Annotated in this window: 13 protein-coding genes; 9 read left to right on the forward strand and 4 right to left on the reverse strand. The window is 37.4% G+C overall.

Annotation, left to right across the window (positions count from 1 at the left end; all coding sequences use genetic code 11):
- Nucleotides 1-8: 8 nt before the first annotated feature.
- The 6 genes from CHRYMOREF3P_RS21630 to CHRYMOREF3P_RS21655 all read left to right on the forward strand — a co-directional run bounded on the left by CHRYMOREF3P_RS21630 (nt 9) and on the right by CHRYMOREF3P_RS21655 (nt 6599).
- A complete protein-coding gene (locus CHRYMOREF3P_RS21630; RefSeq protein WP_180565498.1) occupies nt 9-2273 on the forward strand; it encodes a family 20 glycosylhydrolase in 2265 nt (754 codons plus the stop codon).
- A gap of 18 nt (nt 2274-2291) precedes the next feature.
- The gene (locus CHRYMOREF3P_RS21635) at nt 2292-2933 is read left to right on the forward strand and encodes a Crp/Fnr family transcriptional regulator (RefSeq protein ID WP_180565499.1); all 642 of its coding nucleotides are present in this window, start codon (nt 2292-2294) and stop codon (nt 2931-2933) included.
- A 275-nt stretch (nt 2934-3208) separates the two neighbouring features.
- Nucleotides 3209-4003, forward strand: coding sequence for a sulfite exporter TauE/SafE family protein (locus tag CHRYMOREF3P_RS21640; protein WP_180565500.1), 795 nt, complete (start codon nt 3209-3211; stop codon nt 4001-4003).
- Between the two features lie 84 nt (nt 4004-4087).
- Nucleotides 4088-5512, forward strand: a complete 1425-nt coding sequence (locus CHRYMOREF3P_RS21645) for an MBL fold metallo-hydrolase (protein WP_180565501.1) — start codon at nt 4088-4090, stop codon at nt 5510-5512.
- 11 nt (nt 5513-5523) lie between these two features.
- Nucleotides 5524-6087 carry a YeeE/YedE family protein gene (locus CHRYMOREF3P_RS21650; RefSeq protein WP_180565502.1) on the forward strand — a complete coding sequence of 188 codons (564 nt, stop codon included), beginning with the start codon at nt 5524-5526 and terminating at the stop codon, nt 6085-6087.
- Between the two features lie 29 nt (nt 6088-6116).
- Nucleotides 6117-6599 carry a DUF6691 family protein gene (locus CHRYMOREF3P_RS21655; RefSeq protein WP_077415226.1) on the forward strand — a complete coding sequence of 161 codons (483 nt, stop codon included), beginning with the start codon at nt 6117-6119 and terminating at the stop codon, nt 6597-6599.
- A gap of 50 nt (nt 6600-6649) precedes the next feature.
- Here the strand turns inward: CHRYMOREF3P_RS21655 and CHRYMOREF3P_RS21660 are convergent, their stop codons facing one another.
- The 4 genes from CHRYMOREF3P_RS21660 to CHRYMOREF3P_RS21675 form a co-directional block, all read right to left on the reverse strand.
- Nucleotides 6650-8050, reverse strand: a complete 1401-nt coding sequence (locus CHRYMOREF3P_RS21660) for a TolC family protein (RefSeq protein ID WP_180565503.1) — start codon at nt 8048-8050, stop codon at nt 6650-6652.
- A 1-nt stretch (nt 8051) separates the two neighbouring features.
- On the reverse strand, nt 8052-9209 hold the full coding sequence (locus tag CHRYMOREF3P_RS21665) for an HlyD family secretion protein (RefSeq protein WP_077415222.1): 1158 nt from the start codon (nt 9207-9209) through the stop codon (nt 8052-8054).
- 5 nt (nt 9210-9214) lie between these two features.
- Entirely contained in the window at nt 9215-9580 is a 366-nt protein-coding gene (locus tag CHRYMOREF3P_RS21670; RefSeq protein WP_077415220.1) for a DUF3302 domain-containing protein, read from the reverse strand.
- Between the two features lie 224 nt (nt 9581-9804).
- Nucleotides 9805-10410, reverse strand: coding sequence for a Crp/Fnr family transcriptional regulator (locus CHRYMOREF3P_RS21675; protein WP_077415218.1), 606 nt, complete (start codon nt 10408-10410; stop codon nt 9805-9807).
- 109 nt (nt 10411-10519) lie between these two features.
- Between CHRYMOREF3P_RS21675 and CHRYMOREF3P_RS21680 the strand changes: the two genes are divergently transcribed.
- Genes CHRYMOREF3P_RS21680 through CHRYMOREF3P_RS21690 form a run of 3 tightly spaced genes read left to right on the forward strand, consistent with a single transcriptional unit; the run spans nt 10520 to nt 12803 of the window.
- Nucleotides 10520-11518, forward strand: coding sequence for an isoaspartyl peptidase/L-asparaginase family protein (locus CHRYMOREF3P_RS21680; protein ID WP_077415216.1), 999 nt, complete (start codon nt 10520-10522; stop codon nt 11516-11518).
- A gap of 47 nt (nt 11519-11565) precedes the next feature.
- Nucleotides 11566-12120 carry a hypothetical protein gene (locus tag CHRYMOREF3P_RS21685; RefSeq protein WP_180565504.1) on the forward strand — a complete coding sequence of 185 codons (555 nt, stop codon included), beginning with the start codon at nt 11566-11568 and terminating at the stop codon, nt 12118-12120.
- A gap of 20 nt (nt 12121-12140) precedes the next feature.
- A complete protein-coding gene (locus CHRYMOREF3P_RS21690; protein ID WP_180565505.1) occupies nt 12141-12803 on the forward strand; it encodes a copper homeostasis protein CutC in 663 nt (220 codons plus the stop codon).
- Nucleotides 12804-12808 lie beyond the last annotated feature (5 nt).

Raw genomic sequence — 12808 nt, forward strand, 5'->3', positions numbered from 1 at the left:
CACTTCCAATGATACGGACTTTTTTAGTATTTTTTGTATTGATTTCAAACGTGATTTTAGCCCAAAATAAATTGAATCTAATCCCTTACCCTCAAAAAGTTGAATCTTTACAGGGAGAATTTATCATTCCTGAAAAATTCGTATTAAGTGGTGATCTGCCAAAAGAGGAAACAGAATATTTCAAAAAAAGGATAGGATCTCAGTTAGAATTTCAATATGCTCAGAAGAGTGGTGGTATTCATTTAACGAGTTCTATGATTCCTCCGCTTTCTCCGGCAGATGCTGAACAGAAAAAAGAATATTACTCAATAGAAATTTCTCCAAACCAAATTCATGTAAAGTCTTATACCAAGCAAGGATATTTTCTGGCTCTTCAAACTTTAGTTCAGATTATTGAGCAGTTTAAAGAAACAAAAAAAATTCCGGCAATGAAGATTGAAGATCAGCCGAAGTTTGCCTGGAGAGGAATGCATCTGGATGTATGCCGTCACTTTTTCACAGTGGATGAGGTGAAACAGTATATCGACTATCTGGCCATGTACAAACTGAATACTTTCCATTGGCATTTAACAGATGACCAGGGATGGAGAATTGAAATAAAAAAATATCCAAAGCTTACTCAGATTGGATCAAAACGTAAAGAATCCATGATTGGAGCTTATGTTGATAATACTTTTGACGGAAAGCCATACGGACCTTATTTTTATACCCAGGAACAAATAAAAGAGGTGGTAAAATATGCTCAGGACAGACATATCATAGTAGTTCCGGAAATCGAAATGCCGGGCCATGCTTTGGCTGCTTTATCCGCATATCCTGAATTGGCCTGTACAAAAGGGCCTTTTGAAGCCGCTACGAAATGGGGTGTTTTTGATGATGTTTTCTGTCCGAAGGATGAAACATTTACGTTCCTGGAGAACGTTTTGGACGAGGTGATGAAGCTATTCCCATCCAAATACATTCACATCGGCGGTGACGAATGCCCGAAGACGAGATGGAAAGAATGTGCACACTGTCAGGAATTAATTAAGAAAAATAACTTAAAAGATGAGCATGGCTTACAAAGCTATTTCATTCATAGAATTGAAAAATATGTCAACAGCAAAGGACGAAAAATCATTGGCTGGGACGAAATTTTAGAAGGAGGATTGGCACCCAATGCTGCTGTAATGAGCTGGACTGGTGTAAACGGAGGTATTGAAGCTGCAAAATCAAAGCACTTTGCTGTAATGACGCCCGGAGCATATTGTTATTTCGACCATTATCAGGGAGATCCGCAGTCAGAGCCAAATGCTTTTGGAGGTTTTACTCCTTTAGACAAAGTATATTCTTATAATCCTATTCCTTCCGAACTGAATGCAGAACAGGCAAAATATATCATGGGAGTTCAGGCCAATTTATGGACAGAATATATTTTAGACTTTAAACAGGTGCAATATATGATCTTTCCAAGATTAATGGCACTTTCTGAAGTAGGCTGGGGAACATCGGACCCCAAAAATTATAAAGAATTTGAAAACAGGGTAATCAACCAGTTTAAAGTTCTGGATAAGATGAAGGTGAACTATGCAAAGAGTATTTATAATATCACCGGAAAAGTAATTCCTTCAAATAACGGAATTGCTTATGAACTGTCAACTTCACAAAACTCAAGTGGGATCAGGTACACGTTGGACGGAACAGATCCTTCCATCAATTCTAAAACCTATCAGAATGCTGTACAGATTCCTAATTCTTTAACGATAAAATCTGCTTATTTTGAAGACGGCCAGTTGAAAAGCGCTGTTTCTACTCAACAATTTACCATTTCAAAGACCACAGGGAAAAGTATAAGTCTTGAACAGCAGCCCAGTGAGAATTATTCTTTCGGAGGCGCTTTTACTTTAGTTGACGGTATTATTGGAAATGTAAAACAGTTGGGTAAAACATGGCTTGGTTTTCAGGGGAAAGATGTGGTGGCAACTATAGATTTTGGACAGAAAACAGCTTTTTCAGAAGTTTATTTCAATACTCTTGAAAATAAAGGAAGCTGGATTCACCTTGCCAGATCTGCAAAAATTTTCGTTTCTGATGACGGTAAGAATTTTAAAATGATCAAGGAAATTGCTGCTGCAGAGATCCAAAATGCCAAAGGAAAAATCAAATTGAACGTAGGAACACAAAATGCAAAATTCCTGAAGGTAAGTATTGAAAATGCAGGAATCATTCCGGCAGGAAACCCAGGAGCAGATTCAAAAGCATGGTTGTTTGTTGATGAAATTGGTGTAAATTAGCTTTATTAGAAATAAAAAATGCAGGACGATACCGTACTTTCTTCCGAATTTTCATCATCACCGGATCTGGTAGAAAAGCTGTATCAATATGGTACAACCAAAAGCTATCATGAAGGAGATATTATATTAGATGAAAATGCTTCCATCCGTTCCATTCCTATTGTGATGAAAGGAATGCTGAAAGTCATCAGGACAGAAGAAGACGGACGTGAAATTTTACTGTACTACATCAAAGCGGGAGAAAGCTGTATCATGTCTTTTCTTGGCGGGATGCACAATGAAAAAAGCATTGTAAGGGCCGAGATTGAGGAAGATGCGGAAATCCTTTTTCTGCCTGTAGACAAAGTGTCTTTATTCATCAAAGAACACCCGGAATGGTTAGACTATATCTTCAGATTGTATCATAAAAGATTTGAAGAACTATTGGATATCATCAATGCCATTGCTTTCAAAAAAGTAGATGAAAGACTGTTGAATCTGCTGCAGAAAAAATCAGAACTTATCCATTCTGAAACCATTAACACAACTCATGAGCAGCTTGCGAATGAGCTGGGAACCGCAAGAGTAGTAGTTTCCAGACTCCTAAAACAGCTTGAAGAAGAAGGAAGACTGAAATTAGGCAGAAACAAAATCACCCTTTTAAAAACCCTCAATTCATAAACTATACCTCATTTTAATAAAGGATACTCAAATTCCCATCCTTTGGAGGGGGCAAAAATTCAGAGAATTTTTGACGGGATGGTCAATGATCATCACAAACCAAAAGTAAAGCAATCTCAAAGTTGAAAGATTACTCTATCTCCCAACATAATCTCTTGTGTCCTTTGTGAACATATTAGTGCTCATTCGTGTTAAACCTTTCCTTATGTAACAAAAGTAGCTGTAGCCTTCCCCTCACTTTCCCATTTTTGTATCAGAATTATTTGAATAGTGAAATGGAAATTATAGGATATGCAGCAGCAGTTTTAATCGGGATCTCTCTCGGTCTGATCGGAGGTGGAGGAAGTATTCTCACCGTTCCCGTTTTGGTTTATCTCTTTGGTCTCGATGCCTTTCTGGCAACGGAATATTCCCTTTTTATAGTGGGAGTAAACAGTTTGGTGGGGTCAATGTCGTATTTTAAAAAAGGGTTGGTCAATTTTAAAATGGCAATGATATTTGGAATTCCTTCTGTGATTTCCATTTTTCTGACCAGAATATATCTTCTTCCTTTTATTCCGGAAGAGGTGCTCAGAGTGCAAAACTTTATCATTACCAGAGATATTTTTTTATTATTGTTTTTTGCAGGTCTGATGATTCTGGCTTCTTATAAAATGATAAAAAGTAATGTTTCAGAAAAACTTCCAGAAAGGACTTTGGATAAGAATAATGCTTTGCTGGCAGCTGGGCAGGGTTCTGTTGTAGGCGTTCTGACCGGATTGGTAGGAGCAGGAGGTGGTTTTATGATCATTCCTGCGTTAGTCAACCTTTTGAAAATTCCAATGAAGATTGCGATAGGAACTTCTTTGGTCATTATTTCCTTCAATTCTTTGATAGGCTTCTTCTCTTCTGTAAATCAAGTAAAAATAGAATGGAAACTATTGATCTCTATTACAACAATTGCCATTGCAGGAATTGTAATAGGTTCACAGTTATCAAAAAAGATAGACGGTAAAAAACTGAAACCGGCATTCGGATGGTTTATCCTTATCATGGGCATTTATATTATGTCTAAAGAAATATTCTTTTAAATTTCTTATGTAACAAAAGTAGCTGTAGAGGAAAAAATAAAGCAGGAAATTTGTATCAGATAACAAAATCAAAAAAAATATATAATGAAAATAGAACAGATTTATACAGGATGTCTTGCGCAGGGAGCTTACTATATTACTTCAGCTGGGGAAGCAGTAATTATTGATCCTTTAAGAGAAACACAGCCTTATATCAACAGATTGCAGGAAGATGGAGTACAGTTGAAATATATTTTTGAGACTCATTTTCATGCAGATTTCGTAAGCGGGCATCTTGATTTAAGCCATAAAACCGGAGCTCCGATTGTGTATGGACCGAGCGCAAATCCTGAGTTTAAGGCCATCATTGCAGAAGATCATCAGATATTTGAAATAGGAGATATTAAAATTAAAGTCCTTCATACACCTGGACACACTCTTGAGAGCTCATGTTATCTCTTGATGGACGAAAATGGCGTTGAAAAAGCACTTTTCAGCGGTGATACCTTATTCCTTGGAGATGTAGGCCGTCCGGATCTGGCACAGAAAGGAGCGAATATGACTCAGGAAGAACTGGCAGGACTTTTATATGACAGTTTGTATCATAAAATTTTGCCTTTACATGATGATATTACTGTATATCCTGCCCACGGGGCCGGTTCTGCCTGTGGTAAAAATATGCAGAAAGAAACGATAGATACATTGGGAAACCAGAAAAGAACCAATTATGCTTTGAATCAAAAAGACAGACAAAGTTTTATAAAAGAAGTAACAGATGGACTTTTACCTCCTTCTGCTTATTTTGCAATGAATGTTATGATGAATAAAAAAGGATACAACAGTTTTGATGAAGTTCTTTCTCAGGGATTGCATGCTCTTGCTCCGGAAAAGTTTGAGGAAATTGCTGAATTTTCAGGAGCTTTAATTTTAGATGTAAGAAACAATCGTGAATTTGCAAAAGGTTTTATCCCACAGTCGGTAAATATAGGACTGGATGGTGATTTTGCCCCTTGGGTAGGAGCTTTAATTGCTGATGTAAACCAACCTATTCTTCTGGTAACGGAAAAAGGAACTGAAGAAGAAGCGGTAACAAGATTAAGCAGAGTGGGATTTGATCATATTTTAGGATTTTTGGAAGGTGGATTTAAAGCTTGGGAAATGAGTGGAAAAGAAACAGACTTTATCAACCGAATTTCTGCAGAACAGTTTGAAACCGAAATAAAAGGTAATGAAGAAAAAATCATTGATATAAGAAAAGAGAGTGAATACAATGCAGAACATATTCATGAAGCCTACAGCATGCCTTTAGCGTATATTAATGAATGGATTAATGAATTACGGGCGGAAGAACATTTTTATATGCATTGTGGAAGCGGATACAGAAGTACAATGGCCGCAAGCATCCTTCAGGCAAGAGGATATAGGGATTTTACAGAAATTGAAGGAGGTTTTAAAGCTATTGCATCCACTACAAGTATTCCTAAAAGTGATTTTGTGTGTCAGACTAAAATTTTAAATAAATTAGATTAAAAAAAGAAAAAATGCTGGAGATTATAAAAGAACCGTGGCCATGGTATATTGCAGGCCCATTAATTGGTCTTACCGTTCCTGCCTTATTGCTGATGGGAAATAAATCCTTTGGAATAAGCTCTTCGCTGAGGCATGTCTGTGCTGCCTGTATACCGGCAAATGTGAACTTTTTCAAATACGACTGGAAAAAAGAAGCCTGGAATTTATTTTTTGTACTAGGAATCTTCTTCGGAGGGATGATTGTTGCCAATTTTTTGCTTAATCCTGCAGAAATAATAGTTAATCCTGATCTGAAAACCGAACTGGCAGGCTACGGAATTACAGATTACAGCAGTCTGATCCCGGTACAACTGATGAATTTTGAAAATCTGCTGACCTGGAAAGGATTTATCACAATGGTTGGTGGTGGTTTTTTAGTAGGTTTTGGAACAAGATATGCAGGAGGATGTACCAGCGGGCATGTAATTATGGGGCTTTCCAATTTGCAGTGGCCTTCTTTGGTAGCAACAATCTGTTTTATGATCGGTGGTTTTTTAATGGCCAATCTTATTCTGCCTGTGATCCTTTCCCTGTAAGTTTAATTTGTAAAGAGAATTTTGAAATAATGATAAAAGAAAAAGATATACGCCTTCAGGATACTGTTTGTGTAAATGAAAGTAAGCTTACGCATCAATGGTATCACAACCTGAAATACCTTGCTGCAGGAATTATTTTCGGGATTATATTTGTGAAAGCGGAAGTGATCAGCTGGTTCAGAATACAGGAAATGTTCCGTCTGCAGTCTTTCCATATGTACGGAATCATCGGAAGTGCTGTATTAGTGGGAATGATTTCTGTAGAGTTGATCAAGAAATTCAAGATAAAAACAATATATGGCGAACCCATTACACTGGCTCCCAAGAAGTTCAATAAAGGTCAGATTTATGGAGGATTGATATTTGGTTTTGGATGGGCCATCACCGGAGCTTGTCCCGGACCTCTTTTTGCTCAGATCGGAACAGGAGCTTTGGCAGTATCTGTTACTCTGTTGAGTGCTGTTGCAGGAACATGGGTATATGGATATTTCAGAGACAGATTACCCCATTAATATCTTAAAAAAGACTGTAGAAAATAATCTGCTGTCTTTTAAGTATAAAATTATGAATAAATGAAGTTCTCTGCGCCTAAAGCCATATAAAGATTAATGCGCTCTATTCTGTACTGAAGCTCCAGACTGATGAGGTTCATTTCGTTTTTCAGGAGATCCCTCTGTTTACGGATCAATACAAAACTGTTGTTTGTGCCTACTTTTATTTGTTTCTCGGTGAGCGTAATATTATTTTTCAGCTCATTGACGGCCTTAGTAGTAAAAGTAATCTGTTTTTCAATAGAACGGAGATTGGCCAAAGAAGACTCCACTTCGTTCAAAGCATTCAGAACAGCTTTTGAATATTCTTCAACAACCTGTTTCTGCTGGGAAGTTTTTATTTCCACATTCTTTTTTAATTTTCCGCTGTTGAATAGCGGAGAAACCAATCCGCCACCCACTTTTAATAAGGGACTTGAAAATAAAGAATTGATAGATTCCACATTACTTCCGGCAGATCCAAGAGATGAAGTTATGTTCAATGAAGGAAGTCTTGCTGCCTTTGCCTGCTGTACTTCATAAAAAGCCTTTTCAATCTGAAAATGACTGGCCTGTATGTCTGATCTGTTTTCCAAAAGTTCAAGAGGAAAAGACTCAGGAATACTATTCCCGGCAGGATTAAAAAAGTTTTGGGTTGCCAGTTTCCCTTCCGGATATTTTCCGGTGAGCAGTTCCAGTGATCTTCTGGATTGTGCATTCGCATTTTTTACCTTTTCCAGATAGCCTTGCAGGGAAATAATCTCTCCTGTTATATTAGAGATATCCAAAGCATTTGCTGTTCCAACCTTCTTTTGAATAACATATAGCTTTTCCAGGTCTTTAGATTTCTGAATGTAACTTTCAATCTTATCTTCCTGAATATTTCCTGCGATATTCAGAAAATAAGCTTTAGCAATCATCCCGGCGATAGATTGATGCAGCAAGGTATTCTGATGTTTTGCAGAAAAATAATTGCTGGTGCTTGCCATCTGTGAAGATTTGTTTTTCCCCCAAAGATCAATCTCCCAATTAGCTTTTAATGCAAGACGCCTGATCTGGCTGTCACTTACTAAATTATTAGAAGTATTGGCTACTGCGCTTACACTGGGATAAAGATCACTTCCTGCAATTTCCATTGCCAGTTCAATCTGATTCAGTTTTTCCTTTGCAATAATCAGATCAGCATTGTATACCATTCCTTCATTAATCAGGGTTTCCAGTTGAGGTGTTTTAAGATCATTGATCCAGTCATAGGAAATGGATCTGGAGTTCGCTTTTCTGTCGAAGATCCATTCATCCGGGATTTCTATATGAGAAGCAATTTCACTCTTTTCTTTAAGCTGGTTTATATTTTCCTTAGTTGGCTCTTTATAGCCAAGGCATGAACTTAAACTTACGGAAAGTACACCCAATAAAATTAATTTCTTGTACATGTTAATGAAGTTTAGGAATCAGATAGTTGATTTTACTGCTGACACGTACCATTACTTTTCGGATAAGATGAAGCGGTTTGATATGGTCAGAATAAATGACAGCCGTTCCCCTTGCCCCGACGGTAAGCTGTTTCTGGCTATCTTCCAATACAAACTTGGCGATAAGTTTCCCATCAGTTTCCGGTAATTGTCTCGCAGTATCAGGAAGCCCCGCTGTAGAACCGTTTCCTCCCAACATTCCTCCTGCATTATTCATAATTCCCTGGCTGGTAGCATCAATCACGTATTCAAGTCTGGCCTTCACTACTTTTCCCGGTTCTGTTTTAAGAGCCAGCTCCACTTCATCACCGTTTTTTACCGTTTCCAGTTCGTTCTGGGCAAAAAATCCAATCACTGACTGTTGCTTCTGAATCAGAACGAAAGCAGATTTAAAAGGTGCCATGATTGCTCCTTCATTCAACTGAACATTGGGAATTACTCCATCGGTGGGAGCCAGAACAACGGTTTGGGAAAGATTCCATTTTGCCTGATCCAGCTTTGCCTGAATTTCAGATACCGATGAATTTTCTCCACCATAAGAAGCATTGGATTTAGTCTCCAAAGATTGTTGCTGTGACTGTGCAGCACTGATTCTGGACTGCAGATCCTGTACATTGGTGACTGCCTGCTCAAGATCAAATTTATTAGCCGCTCCTGCTTCCACCAATTCCTTATACTGAACTGCTCTTTTATTAGCTAGATCCAGCTGTGACTGTAAACCTGCAATATTTTTCCTGGAAGCTGAGATGTCTGTATTATAAGAACTTACAGTAGCTTTCATATTGCTTAGTTTAGCTTCCAGAGATTTGATTTCCTGTACATAAGGCTCTCTGTCCAGTACAAATAAAGTGTCTCCCTTTTTTACTTCCTGATTAGTGGTGACATATACTTTTTTCACTTTCCCTAAAACCTGAGTGGTAATATCCACACTCCTGTTTCCCACCTTTACATCAGAAGTGATAGGACAGTAGTAATTTAAGCTTAATATCAAAGCAATAGATCCGAAGATAGGTAATGAATATACCACCACCTGTGTGGTAAATGTCCAAGGGATCAGTTTTAATTTTTTAATAAGGAGCCAGCATATTCCGGCATATATTGCGACGAGTAGTTCCAGCATATTTGTTAATTTTCGAGGGTTTTAAATTCTTCTTCAGTAGAATCTGTGTTATCCATGTCTTTTTTAGGGGGTTCTGGGTTTCCGTAATCATAGTTGGCCCAGATTAACGCAATCGGCCATAAAAGGCCTCCGAAAACAAGGGAAAGGAGGCACATACTTTTTATGGCGTTCAGCTGAGGATGTTTTTTTTTCTCAGCTACTTTTTCCGGATAGATATGAACTTTCCAGAAAAGATAAATTCCTGCAATAGGTAAAACAAGTAAAATTAACCAAGAAGCAGAATTTGCTATATTATCTTCTAAGCTGCCTGTTGATGCCTGAACAAAATTGCATGATAATAACAGGCAAAGAAGTAAGGATATTCTTTGCATAAAATAATTGTATGAGGTAATAATAAAATGTAAACAAGGTTGTAACCTGGCGGTCAGTATTTAACCTGCCGATTACTGTGAATCTTAAGAAATATTAAAGGTAATTCAATAATAAGTCGTTTTTTTAGGTGATATTTTTCTCATTTTGCTTTTTAATTAATGGTATAATAGTGTTTTGAGTAAGCAAAAATAGAATGAATAAAGTGAGAAAAAGTATTCCTAAGTTATTTTTTTCTTTCGTTCCTTTTTTTATGGATACGGGCTGTCATTCTTGAAAGTGAGTTGGGAGTGATACCCAGAAAATTAGCAATATACTTTCTGTTGGCATTCTGTGAAGTAAAAGGACGGGTTTCCAGAAACTCTTCATACCGGGAATGCGGGGAAGTAGAACAAAACTGTTCTGTACGTACTTTTAATATACTGATGATCTGTTTCAAAGATTTGAGATATACATTATAAATCCCTCTGTTCTGAAATGCAGCTTCTTCAAATTCATTCTTGTTGAAAAGGAAAATCTGACTTTCCAATACGGCTTCTATAGTATATTTTCCTTCATTTTTATTAGCATATGACTCCGGGCTTTCCATAATGGCAGCTTCCTTTTCAGAAGGGAGAAAAAGATTGCTTTCAACGCCGTCTTCATCATCAAAGAAAAACCTTAATAATCCATGGGAAAGAATGAATAATTGATTAAAAGACTTGCCGGGTTCTGTAAGCTTTTCTTTTCTTTGAAGCAATTTTGGGGTACTGATATTAACCAAAATAGTAATTTCTTCATCAGAAAGTTCCTGAAAAAAAGAGATATTTCTGAAAGTTTTAAATGAGTCCATTACAGCAGTAAAGATAAATAAAAATAATACACGGATATTCGTTGAGTCGCCATGAGGATTTCATAGAAGTTTTTTTTAGATTTGTGGGTATTATACAATTTGAGATACCATGAACAATAACCGAAGAAGTTTTATTAAAAAACTGGGAATTGCAACAGCCGCACTTGCCGTAAACCCACTGGATCTAATGGCTGCCGAATTACCTGAACCTATTGTCACAGCTGTAAATAAACCGATTGTCCTTTCTACCTGGAATTTCGGATTAAAAGCTAACGAAGAAGCATGGACGATCCTTGGAAAAGGAGGAAAGGCTTTGGATGCAGTAGAAAAAGGAGTTCGTCTTGTAGAATTAGATCCTAAAGAAAGAAGTGTGGGGTATGGAGGCCGTCCGGACAGAGATGGAAGAGTAACGCTGGATGCCTGTATCATGGATGAAAATTATAATATTGGTTCAGTAGCATGTCTGGAGCATGTGAAAAACCCTATTTCCGTTGCCAGAGCAGTTATGGAAAAAACACCCCATGTTATGCTGGTAGGTGACGGAGCATTGCAGTTTGCCCTTTCACAAGGATTTAAAAAAGAAAATCTTCTCACTCCGGAATCTGAAAAAGAATGGAAAGAATGGTTAAAAACCAGCCAGTATAAACCCATTGCCAATATTGAAAATCACGATACCATAGGAATGATCGCGTTGGATGCCCAGGGAAACCTTTCCGGAGCATGTACAACCAGCGGAATGGCTTTTAAAATGCATGGAAGAGTAGGAGATTCCCCAATTATCGGAGCAGGCCTGTTTGTAGATAATGAAGTAGGAGCAGCTACTGCAACCGGTCATGGCGAAGAAGTGATAAGAACGGTAGGAACCCATCTTGTGGTTGAACTAATGAGACAGGGTAGAAATCCACAGGAAGCCTGCAAAGAAGCAGTAGACAGAATTGTAAAAATCGCACAGCGAAGAAACAAAAACCTAAAAGACATTCAGGTAGGCTTTATTGCGATTAATAAACAGGGAGAATATGGTTCTTACTGTATTCAGGACGGATTCAACTTTGCCGTTTATGATCAGAAAGGAAACCGCCTTGAGAAACCGGAATTTGCTTTGAAATAATTTAAAAATTCAATAGGAATGAGCTTTAGCCAAAACATACAACAAATATGAAAAGAACGATTATCGCTTCTTTATTTCTGATTATTGCATGCAAAGAAGAAAAGAAGGAGATGAAAACAGCCATAGAACCACAGCAGACAGAAAAAAAAGTAGTTTTAAATAATGAATCCAATGAAGTAGAAGATGCAAAAAAATGGTTGGAAAAGAGCATTGTTGATTATTTTAAAGCTGATATCGGAAGTGAAGAAAAGAGTATGCAGAAGATCACAACCAAAGATTATTTCGATTATAAAACGGATGCAACAAATGTAGATATGGATGTAGATGGAAGCCTTACAGAAAAAGAGTTTCAGGATAAGTGGAAATCGAAATTTGATACGAGTAAATCAGGGATTGGAGTAGGTTTCTTAATTACGGCTCAGGATTGGAATAAGATTGAAGTCGGAAGCTGTGATTTAAAATCTTCCTCAAAAGATGAATATACCTTTAATGTAGTGTTGGTTGATGATGGTTTTAAAGCGAAATATCCTTCAGTAATAAAAGTAGTAAAAGAAAACGGTTCCTTTCTCATTGCAGATGTATTGCAGGACGAACCAAAATAGAATTAAACAGATATAATACAATGTCAAAGATAGAAATAGCGTGTTTTAATCCTGAATCAGCAATGATTGCTTTTGAAAACGGAGCTGACAGAATAGAATTATGTGACGGTCTCAGTGAAGGTGGTACAACCCCGGATTTTGAAACCATGGAAAAGCTTCGTGAAAAAATTAATATCCCAATTTTTGTAATGATCCGTCCTAGAGGAGGAGATTTTACTTATTCTGATTCAGAATTTGGACAGATGAAAAATGATTTGGTTTATTTGAAATCTTTAAAGGCAGATGGCTTTGTATTCGGTATTCTCGACGAAAATGATGAGGTTAATATTGAACAGAATAAAACATTAGTAGAACTGGCTGCACCGCTTCCATGTACTTTCCACCGTGCCTTTGACCGTGCTGCAAGCCTGGAAGAATCGTTAGAAAAAGTAATTGAATGCGGCTTTACAACCATTCTTACTTCCGGCCAGAAACCCAATGTATCAGAAGGAAAAGAAAATCTGAAAAAGCTGGTTGAACTTTCCGATGGAAGAATAGAAATACTTATAGGAGGTGGACTTCGTTCATCCAATATTGAAGAAATAAGAGCAACTACAAATGCAGATTACTTCCATTCTTCTGCAATTACTGATGGCGGGGCTTTTGCCAATCCGGATGAGGTGGCTGCATTGAAGAGTAAATAATAAAT

The organism is Chryseobacterium sp. JV274, assembly GCF_903969135.1.
GTDB lineage: Bacteria > Bacteroidota > Bacteroidia > Flavobacteriales > Weeksellaceae > Chryseobacterium.

Coding starts and splice junctions, on each gene's coding strand:
- CHRYMOREF3P_RS21630 (WP_180565498.1), top strand. CDS start 9: ATGATACGGACTTTTTTAGTATTTTTTGTATTGATTTCAAACGTGATT.
- CHRYMOREF3P_RS21635 (WP_180565499.1), top strand. CDS start 2,292: ATGCAGGACGATACCGTACTTTCTTCCGAATTTTCATCATCACCGGAT.
- CHRYMOREF3P_RS21640 (WP_180565500.1), top strand. CDS start 3,209: ATGGAAATTATAGGATATGCAGCAGCAGTTTTAATCGGGATCTCTCTC.
- CHRYMOREF3P_RS21645 (WP_180565501.1), top strand. CDS start 4,088: ATGAAAATAGAACAGATTTATACAGGATGTCTTGCGCAGGGAGCTTAC.
- CHRYMOREF3P_RS21650 (WP_180565502.1), top strand. CDS start 5,524: ATGCTGGAGATTATAAAAGAACCGTGGCCATGGTATATTGCAGGCCCA.
- CHRYMOREF3P_RS21655 (WP_077415226.1), top strand. CDS start 6,117: ATGATAAAAGAAAAAGATATACGCCTTCAGGATACTGTTTGTGTAAAT.
- CHRYMOREF3P_RS21660 (WP_180565503.1), bottom strand. CDS start 8,050: ATGTACAAGAAATTAATTTTATTGGGTGTACTTTCCGTAAGTTTAAGT.
- CHRYMOREF3P_RS21665 (WP_077415222.1), bottom strand. CDS start 9,209: ATGCTGGAACTACTCGTCGCAATATATGCCGGAATATGCTGGCTCCTT.
- CHRYMOREF3P_RS21670 (WP_077415220.1), bottom strand. CDS start 9,580: ATGCAAAGAATATCCTTACTTCTTTGCCTGTTATTATCATGCAATTTT.
- CHRYMOREF3P_RS21675 (WP_077415218.1), bottom strand. CDS start 10,410: ATGGACTCATTTAAAACTTTCAGAAATATCTCTTTTTTTCAGGAACTT.
- CHRYMOREF3P_RS21680 (WP_077415216.1), top strand. CDS start 10,520: ATGAACAATAACCGAAGAAGTTTTATTAAAAAACTGGGAATTGCAACA.
- CHRYMOREF3P_RS21685 (WP_180565504.1), top strand. CDS start 11,566: ATGAAAAGAACGATTATCGCTTCTTTATTTCTGATTATTGCATGCAAA.
- CHRYMOREF3P_RS21690 (WP_180565505.1), top strand. CDS start 12,141: ATGTCAAAGATAGAAATAGCGTGTTTTAATCCTGAATCAGCAATGATT.